The sequence below is a fragment of the Streptomyces diastatochromogenes genome (assembly GCF_002242805.1).
In the GTDB taxonomy this organism is placed as follows: domain Bacteria; phylum Actinomycetota; class Actinomycetes; order Streptomycetales; family Streptomycetaceae; genus Streptomyces; species Streptomyces diastatochromogenes.
In genome coordinates, this window is sequence record NZ_MCGQ01000016.1 from 17210 (window position 1) to 32872 (window position 15663).

The 15663-nt window shown below is 70.7% G+C and carries 15 protein-coding genes; 8 read left to right on the top strand and 7 right to left on the bottom strand.

The genetic code is table 11. The features are described from left to right. Nucleotides 1-35: 35 nt before the first annotated feature. From BEK98_RS19555 to BEK98_RS19580, 6 genes are all read right to left on the bottom strand, one after another. Nucleotides 36-962: a dihydrodipicolinate synthase family protein gene (locus BEK98_RS19555; protein ID WP_094217878.1), complete on the bottom strand. Its 927-nt coding sequence runs from the start codon at nt 960-962 to the stop codon at nt 36-38. Further along, nucleotides 962-1978, bottom strand: a complete 1017-nt coding sequence (locus BEK98_RS19560) for an oligopeptide/dipeptide ABC transporter ATP-binding protein (RefSeq protein ID WP_094217879.1) — start codon at nt 1976-1978, stop codon at nt 962-964. Before BEK98_RS19560 ends, BEK98_RS19555 begins: the two co-directional genes overlap by 1 nt. Further along, nucleotides 1975-3945: a dipeptide/oligopeptide/nickel ABC transporter permease/ATP-binding protein gene (locus BEK98_RS19565; protein WP_094217880.1), complete on the bottom strand. Its 1971-nt coding sequence runs from the start codon at nt 3943-3945 to the stop codon at nt 1975-1977. Before BEK98_RS19565 ends, BEK98_RS19560 begins: the two co-directional genes overlap by 4 nt. Further along, a complete protein-coding gene (locus BEK98_RS19570; RefSeq protein WP_094217881.1) occupies nt 3945-4901 on the bottom strand; it encodes an ABC transporter permease in 957 nt (318 codons plus the stop codon). The genes BEK98_RS19565 and BEK98_RS19570 overlap by 1 nt, the downstream gene beginning before the upstream one ends. A gap of 4 nt (nt 4902-4905) precedes the next feature. Further along, the gene (locus BEK98_RS19575; RefSeq protein WP_094217882.1) at nt 4906-6540 is read right to left on the bottom strand and encodes an ABC transporter substrate-binding protein; all 1635 of its coding nucleotides are present in this window, start codon (nt 6538-6540) and stop codon (nt 4906-4908) included. Between the two features lie 152 nt (nt 6541-6692). Beyond that, entirely contained in the window at nt 6693-8072 is a 1380-nt protein-coding gene (locus BEK98_RS19580; protein WP_244201903.1) for a (2,3-dihydroxybenzoyl)adenylate synthase, read from the bottom strand. Between the two features lie 208 nt (nt 8073-8280). Here BEK98_RS19580 and BEK98_RS19585 point away from each other — a divergent pair, with 208 nt between their 5' ends. After that, the gene (locus BEK98_RS19585; protein WP_094218243.1) at nt 8281-8496 is read left to right on the top strand and encodes a hypothetical protein; all 216 of its coding nucleotides are present in this window, start codon (nt 8281-8283) and stop codon (nt 8494-8496) included. Between the two features lie 266 nt (nt 8497-8762). Here BEK98_RS19585 and BEK98_RS19590 read toward each other — a convergent pair whose 3' ends face one another. Then, nucleotides 8763-9767 (bottom strand): ArsR/SmtB family transcription factor, encoded by a 1005-nt coding sequence (locus tag BEK98_RS19590; protein WP_094217883.1) that lies wholly within the window; start codon nt 9765-9767, stop codon nt 8763-8765. Between the two features lie 124 nt (nt 9768-9891). On the opposite strand from BEK98_RS19590, the gene BEK98_RS19595 reads away from it, so the two are divergent. The 7 genes from BEK98_RS19595 (at nt 9892) to BEK98_RS19625 (ending at nt 15581) form a co-directional block, all read left to right on the top strand. Continuing rightward, nucleotides 9892-10362 (top strand): hypothetical protein, encoded by a 471-nt coding sequence (locus tag BEK98_RS19595; RefSeq protein WP_143684137.1) that lies wholly within the window; start codon nt 9892-9894, stop codon nt 10360-10362. 35 nt (nt 10363-10397) lie between these two features. After that, nucleotides 10398-10853 carry a peptidase inhibitor family I36 protein gene (locus BEK98_RS19600; protein ID WP_094217885.1) on the top strand — a complete coding sequence of 152 codons (456 nt, stop codon included), beginning with the start codon at nt 10398-10400 and terminating at the stop codon, nt 10851-10853. Between the two features lie 20 nt (nt 10854-10873). After that, the gene (locus tag BEK98_RS19605; RefSeq protein ID WP_094217886.1) at nt 10874-11329 is read left to right on the top strand and encodes a peptidase inhibitor family I36 protein; all 456 of its coding nucleotides are present in this window, start codon (nt 10874-10876) and stop codon (nt 11327-11329) included. Continuing rightward, complete coding sequence (locus tag BEK98_RS19610) at nt 11329-12297, top strand: hypothetical protein (RefSeq protein WP_094217887.1); 969 nt, start codon at nt 11329-11331, stop codon at nt 12295-12297. Before BEK98_RS19605 ends, BEK98_RS19610 begins: the two co-directional genes overlap by 1 nt. 302 nt (nt 12298-12599) lie before the next feature. After that, complete coding sequence (gene recO / locus BEK98_RS19615; RefSeq protein ID WP_094217888.1) at nt 12600-13349, top strand: DNA repair protein RecO; 750 nt, start codon at nt 12600-12602, stop codon at nt 13347-13349. Between the two features lie 17 nt (nt 13350-13366). After that, nucleotides 13367-14215: an isoprenyl transferase gene (locus tag BEK98_RS19620; protein ID WP_094217889.1), complete on the top strand. Its 849-nt coding sequence runs from the start codon at nt 13367-13369 to the stop codon at nt 14213-14215. Between the two features lie 40 nt (nt 14216-14255). Continuing rightward, nucleotides 14256-15581, top strand: a complete 1326-nt coding sequence (locus tag BEK98_RS19625) for a histidine-type phosphatase (RefSeq protein WP_094217890.1) — start codon at nt 14256-14258, stop codon at nt 15579-15581. The last annotated feature ends 82 nt before the right edge of the window (nt 15582-15663 follow it).

Genomic DNA, 15663 nt, shown 5'->3' on the forward strand with positions numbered 1-15663 from the left:
CGGTACCAAGGGCCGACTGATCCGAACGAAACCGCCTAGAGCAACCCGGACCCCGCCAGGAACTTCCCCACCTTCGCCACCTCGTCACCGGACAGCGGCACCTGCGGCTCCGCCGTCACCGGGCAGTCGATGATCCCGCGCATGTGCAGTGCCGCCTTGAACGCGCCGATCGCCGACGAGCTGCCGCCCATCCGTGCCGGGTCCCCGACGCCGACCATGCCGAACAGTGTGCACAGTCGTTCCTGTTCGCTCCGGGCGCCCTCCCAGTCGCCCGCCCGGGCGGCCCGGTAGAGGCGGACGTAGCCCTGCGGGTCGACGTTGCCGAGGCCCGGCACCACGCCGTCGGCGCCGAGCGCCAGGGCCGAGTCGACGATCAGTTCGGAGCCGGTCAGCACGCTGAATCCGTGGTGGGCGCGGGCACCGGTGACGACTTCACGGAAGGCGGCCAGGTCGCCGCTGGAGTCCTTCAGGCCTGCCAGTACGCCGTCGGAGGCGAGGCCCAGCACCAGCTCGGCGGGGAGCTTGGTGTGCACGGCGACGGGGATGTCGTAGGCGATCACCGGGACCGGGCTCGCGGCCGCGAGCCGGCGGTAGTGGTGGACGATCTCCGAGGGGTGGGTGCGGGCGTAGAAGGGGGCCGTGACGACGACGGCCTCGGCGCCCGCCGCGGTGACGGCGCGGACGTGGTCCAGGACGCGCGGGGTGGTCATGTCGATGGCCCCGGCGAGAACGGGCAGCTGACCGGCCACGTGGCCGACGACCGCCTCGACCACCAGCCTGCGCTGCGCGTCCGTCAGGAAGGCCGCCTCCGAGGTCGAGCCGAGCAGGAACAGGCCGTGCACCCCGCCCTCCACCAGGTGCTCGACCAGCCTGAGCAGCGAGGGGACGTCCACCTCGCGGTCCGGTGTCAGGGGGGTGCAGACGGGCGGGACGACACCGGTCAGCGGGGCGGGAAGGGTCATCAAGGCTCCTGGGGCAGGTTCTGGCGGACCAGGTCGCGGGTCGACCGGTCCTCCTCCACAGGATGGTGACAGCGGTAGCGGTGTCCGGGCTGTGACGCGGCCGAGAACGCCGGCATCGTGTCGGCGCAGCTCTCGTCCGCCTTCCAGCAGCGGGTGCGGAACGGGCAGCCGCTCGGCGGGCGGGTCGCCGAGGGCACCGGGCCGGTCAGCGGGATCGGGTCGATGGGGTCGAGCAGGCCGGGCGTGGCGGAGAACAGGGCGCGGGTGTACGGGTGCCGGGCCTGGTCGGTGACCCGGCCGGCCGGGGTCTCCTCCACGATCCGGCCCAGGTACATGGTGATCACCCGGTCGCTCATTCGCCGTACGGTCTGGATGTCGTGCGAGACGAACACCAGGGCGAGACCGAGGCGTTCCTTCAGATCCAGGAGCAGGTTGAGGATCTGCGCGCGGACCGAGACGTCCAGGGCGCTGGTCGGTTCGTCGGCGACGACGAGACCGGGGTCGAGGGCGAGGGCGCGGGCGATGGCCACGCGCTGGCGCTGGCCGCCGGAGAGCTGGCCCGGCAGTGCGTCGGCGAGGGCTCGGGGGAGACCCACCAGGGACATCAACTCCCGTACCCGGTCCTCCCGTTCTGCCCTGGTGCCGCGCCCGTGGACGTCCAGCGGGTCGCGCAGGACACGGCGTACCGTCAGCCGGCGGTTCAGGGCCGTCGACGGGTCCTGGAAGATCATGCCGGTGCCCGCGCCGACCGTGGCCCGGCGTTCGGCGGGCGGCATCAACCACAGGTCGCGGCCCTGGTACGACACCGTCCCCGAGGTCGGCCGCTCGATGCCCACCAGCACCTTCGCCAGCGTCGACTTCCCGCACCCCGACTCGCCGACCACGCCGACCGTCTCGCCGGGCGCCACGCTGAGGTCGGCGCCGGTCAGGGCGTACACCCGGTCGCGGGTGAACAGGCCGCCGCTGCGGGCCTTGTGGACGACATGGGCGTCCCGGACTTCCACGACAGCGGTCACTGCAGGGCCCCCTCGCTCTCCGCCGACGTGAGGTCCACCGCCGGGTGGTGGCAGGCGGCCGTGTGTGTGGGCGTGCCCGTGAGGACGGGCGCGGTCGTGTGGCACACCGCGGTCGCCAGCGGGCAGCGGTCGGCGAAGCGGCAGCCCGCCGGGAAGTCGGCGGGGGACGGTACGACCCCCTTGATCTGCGTCATCCGCTCCTCGGCCGACTCCAGCGAGAGCACGCTGCCGAGCAGGCCGCGCGTGTAGTGGTGGGCCGGTGCCTCCACCAGGTCGGCGGTCACGCCCGTCTCCACGATCTGTCCGCCGTACATCACCACCACCCGGTCGGTGACGTCGGCGACCAGCGCCAGGTCGTGCGAGACGAGGATCAGCGCGAAGCCCAGTTCCGCGCGCAGCCGCAGCAGCAGCTCCATGACCTGGGCCTGCACGGTGACGTCCAGGGCGGTGGTCGGCTCGTCGGCGACGATCAGGGCGGGGTCGCGGGAGAGGGCCATGGCGATCAGGACGCGCTGGCGCTGCCCGCCGGAGAGTTCGTGCGGGTAGCTGCGCAGGGTGCGCTCGGGGTCGAGGCCGACCAGCGCGAGGAGTTCCCGCGGGCTGCGGTGGCCACCGCGCCGGACGAGCTGCTTCAGCTGGGCGCGGATGGTCATCGCCGGGTTCAGCGAGGACAGGGCGTCCTGGTAGACCATCGCCATCTCGTGGCCGAGCAGCCGCCGCCGCACCCGCATGGGCTCGGCGAGCAGGTCCCGCTGGTGGAAGCGGACCTGGCCGCGCACCCGGGCCTCTTTCGGCTGCAGGCCCATGACGGTGAGCGCGGTCAGCGACTTGCCGCAGCCCGACTCGCCGACCAGGCCCAGCACTTCGCCGGGGTGCACCTCGAAGCTGACCCCGTCCACGATGTCCACGCCCCGGTGCCGGTCCGGGAAGCCGATGGCGAGGTTCTCCACGGCGAGCACCGGTGGTCCGGCCCGGTCGGGCCCGGGGCGGGCCCGGGAGCGCAGGCGGCGGGCGGCCTCCGTCAGGCCGGGGAGCGGGAGCACGTCGCCGGGTTCCGGTGTCTCCAGGCGGTCCTCGGGCGCAGCCACCTCCCGGGCCGCCGGGGCCGCCCAGGCGTCCGAGACGCCCTCGGAGAGGATGTTCAGGGACAGCACGGTGAGCAGGATCAGCAGCCCGGGGAAGACGGTCGCCCACCAGCCGCCGGTCAGCACCATGTTCTTGCCGTCGGCGATGACACTGCCCCAGGAGGGGTCCGGGGGCCGCACACCCGCGCCGATGAAGGACAGCGACGCCTCGAAGACGATGGCCTCGGCGACCTGGACCGTACAGAACACCAGCACCGGGGCGGCACAGTTGACGGCCACGTGCCGCAGCACGATGTGCGGGGTGCGTGCGCCGATCACGCGCTCCGCGGTGACGTAGTCCTCCCCGTACTGGTCGAGCACGTTGGCCCGTACCACCCGGGCGACCGGCGGGGTGAACAGGAAGGCGATCGCGCAGATCAGCACGCCGATCCCGCCGCCGAAGACGGCGACCAGCACGGCCGCGAGCGCGATGCCCGGGAACGCCATCACCACGTCCAGGCAGCGCATCAGCGTCTCGTCCACGGCCTTGCGGGAGGTGGCCGCGAGCGCCCCGAGCAGCGCGCCCACGACCAGCGCCAGCGCGGTCGCGCCCAGACCGATGGCCAGGGACCAGCGGGCGCCGTACATCAGCCGGCTCAGGACGTCCCGGCCGAGGCTGTCCTGGCCCATCCAGTGCGCGGCCGACGGGTGTCCGGTGCCGCCGACCGGGTCCTGCTGGTCGAGCGGGTCGTCCGGGGCGAGCACCGGGGCGAGTACGGCGACCAGGACGACCAGGGCCAGGAAGCAGACGGCGGCCTTCGACAGCGGCGGCAGCCGGCGCAGGCCGCGGAGCCGGACGCCGGGCCGGGAGAGCCGCTCGGTGAGGCTCGCGCGCGTGACCATCAGGCCGCCCTCAGACGTGGGTTGACGAGCAGATAGAGGATGTCGATGACGAGGTTGACGACGACGAACCCGGTGGCCGTGGTGAGGACCACCCCCTGCACCACCGCCGGGTCGCCGTTCTGCACGGCGTCGATCATCAGCTTGCCCATGCCGGGCAGCGAGAAGATCGTCTCGATGACGACGGCACCGCCGAGCAGATAGCCGACGCGCAGGCCGAGCACGGTCAGCGGATTGACCAGGGCGTTGCGCAGCACGTTCCGGCCGACCACCACCCGGGGCGGCAGCCCGCCGCCGATCGCGGTGCGCACGTAGTCCTTGTCCAGCTCCTCCACCACCGACGTCCGCACGATCCGGGTCAGCTGGGCGGCCACCGGCAGGGACAGCGCGAACGCGGGCAGGGCCATCGTCTTCAGCCAGCCGGTGAAGGAGTCGGCCGGGTTGATGTAGCCGCCGGTCGGGAACCAGCCCCGGTCCACCGCCAGGTACTGGATCATCAGCAGCGCCAGCCAGAAGCCGGGCGCGGCGACTCCGACGAGGGAGACGACCCGGATCACCTGGTCCGGCAGCCGGTCGCGGTAGACGGCGGCGGTGACCCCACCCGCCAGCGCCAGGACGACCGCGATGCCGAGGCCGAGGAAGGTCAGCTGGAGGGTGAGCGGCAGCGCGGTGGTGACCTGGTCGACGACCGGGGCCCGGGTCAGGGCGCTGGTGCCCAGGTCGCCGTGGAGCAGGTCGCCGACGAAGTGGACGTAGCGCACCGGCAGCGGGTCCAGCAGGCCGTTGCGCTCCCGGAAGTCGTGCAGCTGCCGCGTGGTCGGGTTCGCGCCCTGGAAGAACGCGGACGCCGGGTCGACGTCCGAGAACCGCATCACCAGGAACACGAACAGCACGATCCCGAGCAGCAGCGGCACGAGCAGGGCGACACGGCGCAGCAGGATCCGTACGACGGCCGTCATACCGTCAGGTCCACGTGGCCTGGAGGAGGTTGATGCCCGGGTAGGGCTGTGCCCTTATGCCGGTGAGTTTGCGCGGGTCCCAGGCGGTCATCAGCTCGTTGTGGACGACCGGGTAGAGCACGGCCTGTTCGGCGACGACGTCGACGTAGTCCTGGATCATCGCCTTCTTCTTCGCCGCGTCCGGCTCCCGGGTCGCCCGGTCCATGTCCTTGAAGAGCTGCTTGGCGACGGGGTCGTCGGCCCACCGCGTGTACTGCATCCACAGGTTCTGGGGGCCGTAGTTGTAGTGCATGATCAGGTCGGCGTCGAGCCCGAACTGGTTGGGGTTCGAGGCCGCGGCCACCACCTGGTAGTCCTGCTTCTGGTCCATCTTGGTGAACACGGCCGTGGTCTCCTGCGGTGCCAGGGTCGTCTCCACGCCGATCGCGTCCCAGGAGGACTTGATGGTCGGCAGACAGTCCACGATCCAGCTGACGTTCACGGCGAGGATCTCGATCTTCAGGCCCTTGACCCCGGCGGCCTTCAGCAGCGCCTTCGCCTTCTCGGGGTCGTAGTCGTAGACCGTCCTGGCCCGCCGGTAGCTGGGGTTGCCCTCGTTGAGGAACGAGGACGCGGGCTTCCCGTGCCCCTTCAGCGCGACCTGCACCATCTTCTCGGTGTCGATCGCGTAGTGCAGTGCCTGCCGCACCCGCACGTCGTCGAAGGGCTTGTGCCGGGTGTTGAACATCAGGAACAGGTTGTTCATCCCGGCGCCGCCGGCGACCTTCAGACCGCCCTGCTCCAGTCTCGGGATGTTGGCGTAGGGGATGTTGTCGGCGATCTGCGCACCGGCACCCGTGCCGGAGATCTTGGCCACGCGCGGGGCCGCGTCCACGATCGTCAGCCAGTTCATCCGCTTGAAGGCGGGCTTGCGCGGGCCGTTGTAGGCGGCGAACGCCTCGAAGGTGGTGTTCGACTTCGGGTGGTGCGCGGTCTGCCGGTACGGCCCCGAGCCCACCGCGAGCCCCTTGATCGCGTCGTCCCAGGCGCCGGGCCGGGAGAACACGTGCTTCGGCATGACCTTGGCCAGGGTGAGCCGGGCGAGCCCGTCCGGGAACGGGAACCTCAGCACCAGCTCGACGGTCTTCGCGTCGACCTTCCGCGCCTCCTTCAGCCAGCTCACGAAGAAGCCCTTGCCGAGGGTCTGGGTCTTCGGGTCGAGGATCCGGTCGAAGACGAAGACGACGTCGTCGGCCGTGACCGGCTTGCCGTCGTGGAAGGTCGCACCGGACCGCAGCGTGAACCGCCAGGTGGTGGCGTTCGGGTCCTTCGGCACCTCGGTGGCGAGCCCCGGATACGGCACCCGGGAGATCGGGTCGGTGTCGAGCAGCCCCTCGTAGATGTGGTTGTTGGCGGCCATGGCGAACGCGGACGCCGTCTGCGTCGGATCCCAGCTGCCGTCGTTGCCGTAGCCGATCACCGCGGTCAGCGTGCGGTCCTTGCCGCTGCCCCCGCTGCCGGTGTCGTTCGTGGACTCCGGGCCGGCGGAACAGCCCGCCAGTACCGGCGGTAGGGCGGCGGCCGCGCCCAGTGCCCCCGTGTACTTCAGGAACGACCGGCGGCGCGGTGCCGGCCCGTCGTGGGTCACGTCGTCGCGCACGGTTCCTCCAGCGAGGTCGGGGGGAGGGGGAGGTACGACGTCCTACGTCCGATCGGTCAGCGTGACCATAAGAGCGGCTGTGGGGGCGGTCAAGAGATCGCACACGAATGGCGTAGTCGCCACAGGTCGCACCAATGACGGCGTGAAGTGCGCTATGGGCAGGGCGAGTTGACGCAGGTGGGGCCGGGCTTCCGGCCGCCGCCGCTGTTGGCGGCGTCCTGGACGCGGCCCTCGACCACCAGGTTGCCCTCGGCGGTGAGCCGGGCGAGGACGCCGGTGCGGTGGAAGCCGTCGGGCGTGAACGCCCGGGCGTTGTGCTCGGGGGACCGGTAGTAGCCGCGCGGGGTGTACGGACCGCGGACGAGGAGTTCGCCGGCCTGGCCCCCGGGAGCGTCGATGCGGATCTCGTCGGCCGGCGAGACCGGGCGTCCCTGGGTCGTCAGGACCACGTCGTCCGGGTCGTCCAGCCGGGTGACGGTGACCAGTCCCTCGGCCCTGCCGAACACCTGCTGCAGCCGGCAGCCGAAGCCGGGCTCGACGCGTGCGGCCAGGTCGGGGTGGAGACGGCCGCCACCGATCTGCATCACCCGCAGGCTGTCCAGGCCGGCCCGCGCGCCGTCGAGGGCGTCCAGCCACCGGGCGGCGACGGTGGGCACGACCGAGGTGACGGTCACCTTCTCCCGTTCGATCGCCCGGAAGGCGGCGTCCGGCGCGGGGTCGTCGAGCAGGACCACGGTGCCGCCCACGGCGAGCGTGCCGAGGATGCCGGGACAGCCGAGGGTGAGGTTCGACTCCGTGGGCAGGGCCGCCAGATAGACATCCTCGGCGCCGAGGGCGAGCGGCTCGGCGGTGGCGCGGAGCTGGTAGGCGTAGTCGTCGTGGGTGCGGCCGATGAGCTGGGGCGGCTCCGTCGTTCCGTCGGACAGCAGGAAGAACGCCACGTCGGAGGCTTCGGTGTGCCGGTCCGGTACGGGCGCCTCGTCGACGGTGTGCAGCGGGAAGGCCAGGCAGCCGCCCGGCAGCACGGAGAAGCCGCCGGTCTGCTCCCCGGGCGCGAGGAGTGTGAAGATCCGCCGCAGCGACGTCGACTCGGCGGCGATCCGGGCGGCCATGGCGGTGTGGTCGAAGCCGTGGTGCACGGCCGGGCCGACGTAGCCGACGGCCTCGGTCGCGGCGACCAGGTGGGCGATCTCCGGGTCGCGACGGGCCGTCGGAGACAGTATGGGGATCGCGCCGGCCCGCATCAGCGCGAACACCGTGATCACGAACTCGGGGGTGTGGGGCAGCTGGACCACCACCCGCCTGCCGGGCTCGATGCCCCGCAGCCGCAGGCCCGCGGCCATGCGGTTGACCCGGCGGTTCAGCAGGGCGTACGTCAGCCGGGTGGCGCCGTGCACGAGCGCCGTGCGCGGGGCGTACGCGGCGGCCCAGTCGTGCAGCAGGTCGGGCAGTGTGCGGCCCTGCCAGTAGCCGGCGCGGCGGTAGGCGGCGGCGGTGTCCTCGGGCCAGGGGGTGAAGCCGTCAAGCAGCACGGGCCGTACCTTCGGGGTCGTGTTCGTTGCAGCGCTTCAACATATTGTTGAAGCGCTGGCCTCGTAAAGAGAAGAGGACGGCGAGGCTGCTGGGAACAGCGGGCCCGTCGGGAACACAGACTCCGGCCGAGTCTAGGCACGCTGGGCCACCAGTGGCATGCGAAGAGTGAAATTGCCGGGGGCAGGGGAGCCACCGGAGGTGGACGCGATGAAACTCCCGGTCGGCTCCTGTGCCGTCGACACCCGTTCCGGACGCCTCGGCATCGTCATGGGACACGAAGGGCCGTATGTGCAGCTGCGGCCGTACGGCGGTGGACGGGAGTGGGACGCGAGACCGGAGGCCGTCCGCCAGGCCACCCCGGCCGAGCGACTGAGCGCCGCGACGGCCCACGCGAATGCGCGCAGCAGGGGAGAGGTGCCTTGAAGAGAGGCCGGCACCCCTGGGATGTGGCACGTCCCGGGCCCGCGATGGAGCTGGGGTGAGGGGCTTGGGGCAGTGAGTGGTGGATCCGTCCCGCCCTTCGGGCGGGCGCATCCCGTCACTGGCCCGACCGGCCCCGGCCCGGAGCGCGGCGCACCCCACACCGCAAGCTCACCTCGGCCCCCACGGCTCCGATGAACCTGTTCGGGCGGCCGACCTGAACAGGAGTGCAGCTCCGCCCGGCATCGGGGCGGGGCGGGTCTCGGCTTCTACCCGGACTGCTCGGGGATGAGAGGATCGCCGCCGCCGAGCAGGGCGAGACCCAGCTCGGTGACGGTGTGCAGCACGGTGTTGCGGTGGCGGTGACTGGAGATCAGGGCCGTCTCCCGCAGTGCCGCGATGTGACGGCTGGCGTTGGGTGCGGTGGTGCCGGCCCGGCGTGCGAGTTCGCCGGTCGACGAGGTGCCGTCGGCGACGGCGTGCAGGAGGGCTGACCGTGTCGGCCCGATCAGCGCGGTGAGCGCCTGGCCGTCGGCCGAACCGGCCTGCGGGGACGCCCAGTTGACCTGATGCTCGATCGGGTACACCAGGACCGGCGGCAGGGTCGGATCGGCGAAGGCCGTCGGCGCGTGGCGGCAGAAGAAGGAGGGCTGGAGGAGCAGACCGCGTCCCATGAGACGCAGCTCCTGGTCTACCGGGTAGTCGAGTTGCAGGACCGGGTACTCCCAGCGCGCCGACGGATGCAGTGTGCTGAGGACCGCGTCCCAGCCACCGTCCAGAAGGGTGGTGGAGCGGCGCGACCGGTCCCGGCTCACCTGGGCCCGTACGCGGTCCCAGTACGGCGCGAGGACGGCGGCGAAGTACGCGTCCGCGGCGTCGGCGATCCTGCCCAGACCCGACGCCTCACCGGTGACCAGTTCGCGGCACCACGAGGGCAGCCTCCGGGTGGGGTGCCGTCGGCCGAACTCCCCCAGGTCCGTGTGGACTTGCCGGAGCGGTGTGGAGCGCAAGGCCTCGGTCCGGTCGCTGACGCCGCCGCCGGTGGCCGCGGTGAGGAAGTCCACCGAGTAGCCGACGGGCGGAGCCAGGGCGGTCAGTACCCGGGTGGAGGCCGGCACGCGCGGCAATGTGTCCTTCAGCCAGGACCCGAAGATCACCCCCGCGTCCCGCCTGCGCAGCCGGTTCAGGCTGATGAGCAGTTCCCAGAGAGGGTCGGGCTCGGGGGCGATCCGGATGCGGGCCAGGTCCTCGCCCGTGAAGTGAATTCGCAGCACCTCAGGTCGCCTGACCTGGGCAATTGCGTTCCAACGCACACAACTTCACAGCACGCCCCCCGGATCCGCAGACTCAAGCCGGTAGTGGCTTGAGCGGCACACATCAATGCGGGAAGGATCATAAATGCGAAATATCATGATGTCGACGCGGCGCGTCGGACGTGCGGCCGCTCTGGCGGGCACGACCGCTCTGCTCATGGCAGGCGGAATCGCGACCGCGCTTCCGGCTTCGGCCGGCCCCAACTGCCCGGCGGGCTACCACTGCGCGTTCGCCGGGAGCATCGAGGGCAACAGCAAGCACGCCTACTTCAACAGCGACTCCGACTTCACCAACGACACGTTCGACTACGGTCCCGACTGGATGAAAGTGAACGACAACGTCGAGGCCGCCAGCAACTCCAGCACCGGCGGCTACGAGAGCCACTACTACTACGACATCAACTACGGTGGCGGGCTGGTGTTCTGTGTGAACCCAGGCAGCTCGGTGGACTACTACCAGCTGTCGGACGACGGCGTGCCCGGCAACCACAACGGCCAGCGGGACGAGGCCAGCTCCCTCCTGCTGCGCGGCACGACCACCATCCACTGCTTCTGATCCGAACCCTTCCGATTCACAAGGGACGTATCTCCATGTCATTCATCAAGCGCATCGCCATGGCCGCGGGGGCCGCGGCGCTGCTCGTCGGCGGCACCGTGGTGACCGCCGGACCCGCGTCTGCGGGGGACTACTGCTCGCCGGGGTACCACTGTGTGTTCATGGGGGCCCTCGGCTCCGAGAAGCACTCGTACTTCAACAGCGACGCCAACTTCACCGACGACAGGTTCAACGAGATCTGCGACGGCTGCACCAGCCAGATCGTGAACGACAACGTGTGGTCGGCCAGCAACTCCAGCACCGGCGGCTACGAGAGCCACTACTACTACGACATCAACTACGGCGGCGGCCTGGTCTTCTGCGTCAACCCCGGCAGCCAGGTGAACTCGGGCCAGCTGACGGACGACGGCGTCGACGGCAACCACAACGGTCAGCGGGACGAGGCCAGCTCGCTCCTGCTGCGTCCCTCGACCACCATCCACTGCTTCTGATTCGCAAGGGACTCGTATCCATGTCATTCATCAAGCGCATCGCCATGGCCGCGGGCGCCGCGGCGCTGCTCGTCGGCGGCAGCGTGGCGACCGCCGGACCCGCGTCTGCGGGCAGCTACTGCGCGGCGGGGTACCACTGCGTGTTCTGGAAACAACTCGGCACCGCGAAGCACTCGTACTTCAACAGCGACCCCGACTTCACCGACGACTTGTTCGAGGAGTCCTGCGGCGAGGGCTGTTACCAGAGGGTGAACGACGACGTGCGGTCGGCCAGCAACTCCAGCACCGGCGGCTACGAGAGCCACTACTACTACGACATCAACTATGGCGGCGGGCTCGTCTTCTGCGTCAACCCCGGCAGCCAGGTCGACTCCAGTCAGCTGTCGACCGACAACGTCACCGGCAACCACATCGGCCAGTGGGACGAGGCCAGCTCGCTCCTGCTGCGCGGCACGACCACCATCCACTGCTTCTGATGTTTCCGAAGCACCACGATCGTGACCGGCCCGGCGACCACAAGGGTGCGCCGGGCACCGGCCGGGCCGCGCTCGTACTGACCCTGGTGCTGGCCGCCGTCGGCGCGGCCGGCTGCGCGGGGACCGCCTCCCCCACGACCGCGAAGCCACCGAAGACCCACACCGAGGCGCAGCTGTCCGCCCTGCACCGGCGGCCTCCCGTCACCCGGCTTCTGTTCACCCCGGACGCCGAAAGCGCCGAGGCCCAGCGGAAGTCCGCCATCGACTGCATGGCCAGGAGCGGCTATCACTACGCTCCCGCGACGGTGGAGAAGTCGTCGGACGACGCCGATCAGCTGCCGCAGACGTTCGGCCTGGAGTCCGCCCCGCCACGACACGCCACCGCGCCGGCGACCCCACCGGTATCCGAGGCGCCGCCCAAGAAGGGCAGCCCGGAGAGCACCGCGGCGTACGCGAAGGCCCTGTTCGGGGACGAGTCCAAGCGGGTCACCGCCAAGGGTGTCCGCATGCGTGTGTCCCGTCCGGGCAACGGCTGTCTGGCGGACGCCGAGAAACGCCTGCTCGGCGACGGACGCATGCGATGGCTACAGGTGCGGATCATGCTCTTCGAGGCGCAGGATCAGAGCCGCAGGGACGTGGAGAAGGACACCGCGTTCCGGGTCGCGACCCGGCGTTGGCGGCAGTGCATGAAGCAGACGGGGTTCACGGCGGAGGATCCCGTACGACTCCTCGGGTCCCTGCGCACGGAACAGGCGCGGCTCGCCAGTCCCGCCGTGCCCGCGGACCTGCGTTGCAAGGCGGAGACGGGGTACCTGACCACGGCGTACACCCGGCTTGCCGCCGTACAGCAGCGGTGGCTGGACAAGCACCCTGACGTCGCGAGGGACTTCACGTCGCTGCTGGCTCGCCAGCAGAAGGCGGCGCGCGAAGTACTCGGGAAGGGCAGCGCCGATACCGTCCGGCGGTGAAATCAAGCAAACCTCCCGGATTCGGGCAGGCGTTGGGGGCGCTGTGTGCCGGCGTGGCCGCTGTGGCGGCCTCGCTGGTGGGCGCGCCTCTAGAAGAGCGGCACTGGTCTGGACGGGAGCCTCAAGTGTGACGGCAGTCACTCAGCCTCACGGAGGACCTCTCCTACAGCCAGGCGTCCGGCCGGCTCTGGGGCCTGAACGAGTACACGAGCCACCGGGTGATCTTCAGCATCGACCACCGTGACCGAGAGACGCACACGGGCCCGGCCCGGCCCGCCGCCGCGTGAGGGCAGAATGGAGCCATGAGCCTGTTCCGCGACGACGGCATCGTCCTGCGCACCCAGAAGCTGGGAGAAGCGGACCGGATCATCACGCTGCTCACGCGCGGGCACGGGCGGGTGCGGGCCGTGGCTCGTGGGGTGCGGCGGACCAAGTCGAAGTTCGGGGCCCGGCTGGAGCCGTTTTCCCACGTCGACGTGCAGTTCTTCGCTCGGGGCAGTGAGCTGATCGGGCGCGGGCTGCCGCTGTGCACGCAGAGCGAGACCATCGCTCCGTACGGTGGCGGGATCGTGACCGACTACGCCCGGTACACCGCCGGGACCGCCATGCTGGAGACCGCCGAGCGGTTCACGGACCACGAGGGCGAGCCGGCCGTGCAGCAGTACCTGCTGCTGGTGGGCGCCCTGCGCACCCTCGCCCGGGGCGAGCACGCCCCGCACCTCGTCCTCGACGCCTTCCTGCTGCGCTCGCTGGCCGTCAACGGCTACGCGCCCAGCTTCGGCGACTGTGCCAAGTGCGGGATGCCCGGTCCCAACCGCTTCTTCTCGGTGGCCGCCGGCGGCTCCGTCTGCGTCGACTGCCGGGTGCCCGGCAGCGTCGTACCCTCGCCCCAGACCCTGGTACTCCTCGGCGCGCTGCTTACGGGAGACTGGGAGACGGCGGACGCGAGCGAGGCGCGCTACGTCCGGGAGGGCAGCGGGCTGGTGTCCGCCTACCTGCACTGGCATCTGGAGCGGGGGCTGCGCTCGCTCAGGTATGTGGAAAAGACGTAGAGGGAGACGAGAAGCACATGGTCGTACGCGGGATCCTGGGGCGCCAGCGGCGCGAGTACAAGGCACCGGAACCGCATCCGTCCGGTGCGCGTGCGCCGAAGCTCCCCGGCGAGCTGGTCCCGAATCACGTGGCCATCGTCATGGACGGCAACGGCCGCTGGGCCAAGGAGCGCGGCCTGCCCCGCACCGAGGGCCACAAGGTCGGCGCCGAGCGGGTGCTCGACGTCCTCCAGGGCTCCATCGAGATCGGCGTCCGCAACATCTCCCTGTACGCCTTCTCCACCGAGAACTGGAAGCGCTCGCCCGACGAGGTCCGCTTCCTGATGAACTTCAACCGCGACTTCATCCGCAAGACCCGCGACCAGCTCGACGAGCTGGGCATCCGGGTGCGCTGGGTGGGCCGTATGCCCAAGCTGTGGAAGTCGGTCGCCAAGGAGCTGCAGGTCGCCCAGGAGCAGACCAAGGGCAACGACCGGCTGACCCTGTACTTCTGCATGAACTACGGCGGCCGCGCCGAGATCGCCGACGCCGCACAGGCTCTCGCCGAGGACGTGAAGGCGGGCCGCCTCGACCCGTCCAAGGTCAACGAGAAGACCCTCGCGAAGTACCTGTACTACCCGGACATGCCGGACGTCGACCTGTTCCTGCGCCCCAGCGGTGAGCAGCGCACCTCCAACTACCTGCTCTGGCAGAGCGCCTACGCCGAGATGGTCTTCCAGGACGTGCTGTGGCCCGACTTCGACCGCCGTGACCTGTGGCGGGCCTGCATCGAGTTCGCCTCCCGCGACCGGCGCTTCGGCGGTGCCGTCCCGAACGAGGAACTCCTCGCCATGGAGGCCGCCATGAAGGGCGAGTCCACCTCCTAGCCATCGGTGGTTCACGCGGGCCGCCGAGGATGCGGGTCTCATGAGACGTCTCACGCCTGTACTCGCCCTCGGCGCCCTGCTGCTCACCGCGCTGCCGGCGCACGCCGCCGACGGTCCCGCCCACCGGGACTCCTACGGCACCAAGGCGCCCTACTCGCCCGGGCAGAACCCGCGCACCTACCAGCGGCCCCCGGCCGGCTACACCCCCGTCTTCACCGAGAACGTCTCCCGGCACGGCTCGCGCACAGCCACCGACAGCGAGGACGGGGACCTGATCCTCGCCCTGTGGGACAAGGCCGAGACGGAAGGCCAACTGACCCGCAGGGGCGAGGAGTTCGGGCCGACGGTCCGCGCCCTGCAGGCCGCCATGGCGAAGGTCGGCTACGGCAACCTCAGCGGACGCGGCAAGCAGGAGCTGAAGGACACGGCCGTACGCCTGCAGCAGCGGCTGCCCTCCCTGTTCGGGACCATCGCCGCGAACGGCGAGAAGATCGACGTGGTCAGCTCCGGCCAGGGGCGGGCCGTCGACAGCGGCAACGTGTTCGCGGGCGCCCTCGCCGACACCGACCCGGCGCTGAAGCCGCTGATCGGGCCCACCCGCACCGACAAGGACCTGCTGTACTTCCACAAGGCGGCGGGCGGTGCCGCCTACCGCGACTACATCGCGCACGACCAGCGCCTCGCGGACACCCTGAAGTCGATCACCGACCAGCCCCGGACGCACGAGGCCGCCCACAGCGTCCTGCGCAGGATCTTCAAGGACGCCTTCGTCGACCAGATCGCCGACCAGGTCCCGGCCGCCCAGGCCGTCTACAACCTGTACGCCATCGCGCCCGCGATGAGCGAGGAGAGCCCCGACGGGCAGGGCTGGGGCATGGAGCGGTACATCTCCCGCTCCGACGCGGCCTGGTTCGGGTACCTGAGCGACGCCGAGGACTTCTACGAGAAGGGTCCCGGCTTCGCCGACAGCGACATCACCTACAAGATGGCCGGCGTCCTCCTGGACGACTTCTTCCAGCAGGTGGAGGCCAAGCGGGACGGCACCAGCGACCTCGGTGCCGAACTCCGCTTCACCCACGCCGAGGAGATCATCCCGCTGGCCGCGCTGATGGACCTGCCCGGCAGCACGAAGCCGGCGACGCCGGGGGAGCCGTACACGTACGCCGACAATCCCTGGCGGGGAGCCTCGGTGTCCCCGCTGGGCGCCAACATCCAGTGGGACGTCTTCCAGAACGGCAACCGCTACCTGGTCCGCATGCTCTACAACGAGCAGGAGACACCGTTCAGGGCGGGCTGCCGTCCGATCGCGAAGGGCAGTGCGTTCTACGACGTGGATGAGTTGGAGCGCTGCTTCGGACGAGCCTGAGCAGCAACTCCCAAGGGGCGCGGGGAACTGCGCGACCAGCCACGACGGACCCGCAGCCGCCCACCGACCGCACTACCCGCGG

What these genes read in the sequence shown, in the direction of transcription:
- BEK98_RS19555 (WP_094217878.1), bottom strand. Translation starts at nt 962, where the DNA reads ATGACCCTTCCCGCCCCGCTGACCGGTGTCGTCCCGCCCGTCTGCACC.
- BEK98_RS19565 (WP_094217880.1), bottom strand. Translation starts at nt 3,945, where the DNA reads ATGGTCACGCGCGCGAGCCTCACCGAGCGGCTCTCCCGGCCCGGCGTC.
- BEK98_RS19570 (WP_094217881.1), bottom strand. Translation starts at nt 4,901, where the DNA reads ATGACGGCCGTCGTACGGATCCTGCTGCGCCGTGTCGCCCTGCTCGTG.
- BEK98_RS19585 (WP_094218243.1), top strand. Translation starts at nt 8,281, where the DNA reads ATGAAACTCCCGGTCGGCTCCTGTGCCGTCGACACCCGTTCCGGACGC.
- BEK98_RS19595 (WP_143684137.1), top strand. Translation starts at nt 9,892, where the DNA reads ATGCGAAATATCATGATGTCGACGCGGCGCGTCGGACGTGCGGCCGCT.
- BEK98_RS19600 (WP_094217885.1), top strand. Translation starts at nt 10,398, where the DNA reads ATGTCATTCATCAAGCGCATCGCCATGGCCGCGGGGGCCGCGGCGCTG.
- BEK98_RS19605 (WP_094217886.1), top strand. Translation starts at nt 10,874, where the DNA reads ATGTCATTCATCAAGCGCATCGCCATGGCCGCGGGCGCCGCGGCGCTG.
- BEK98_RS19610 (WP_094217887.1), top strand. Translation starts at nt 11,329, where the DNA reads ATGTTTCCGAAGCACCACGATCGTGACCGGCCCGGCGACCACAAGGGT.
- recO (WP_094217888.1), top strand. Translation starts at nt 12,600, where the DNA reads ATGAGCCTGTTCCGCGACGACGGCATCGTCCTGCGCACCCAGAAGCTG.
- BEK98_RS19620 (WP_094217889.1), top strand. Translation starts at nt 13,367, where the DNA reads ATGGTCGTACGCGGGATCCTGGGGCGCCAGCGGCGCGAGTACAAGGCA.
- BEK98_RS19625 (WP_094217890.1), top strand. Translation starts at nt 14,256, where the DNA reads ATGAGACGTCTCACGCCTGTACTCGCCCTCGGCGCCCTGCTGCTCACC.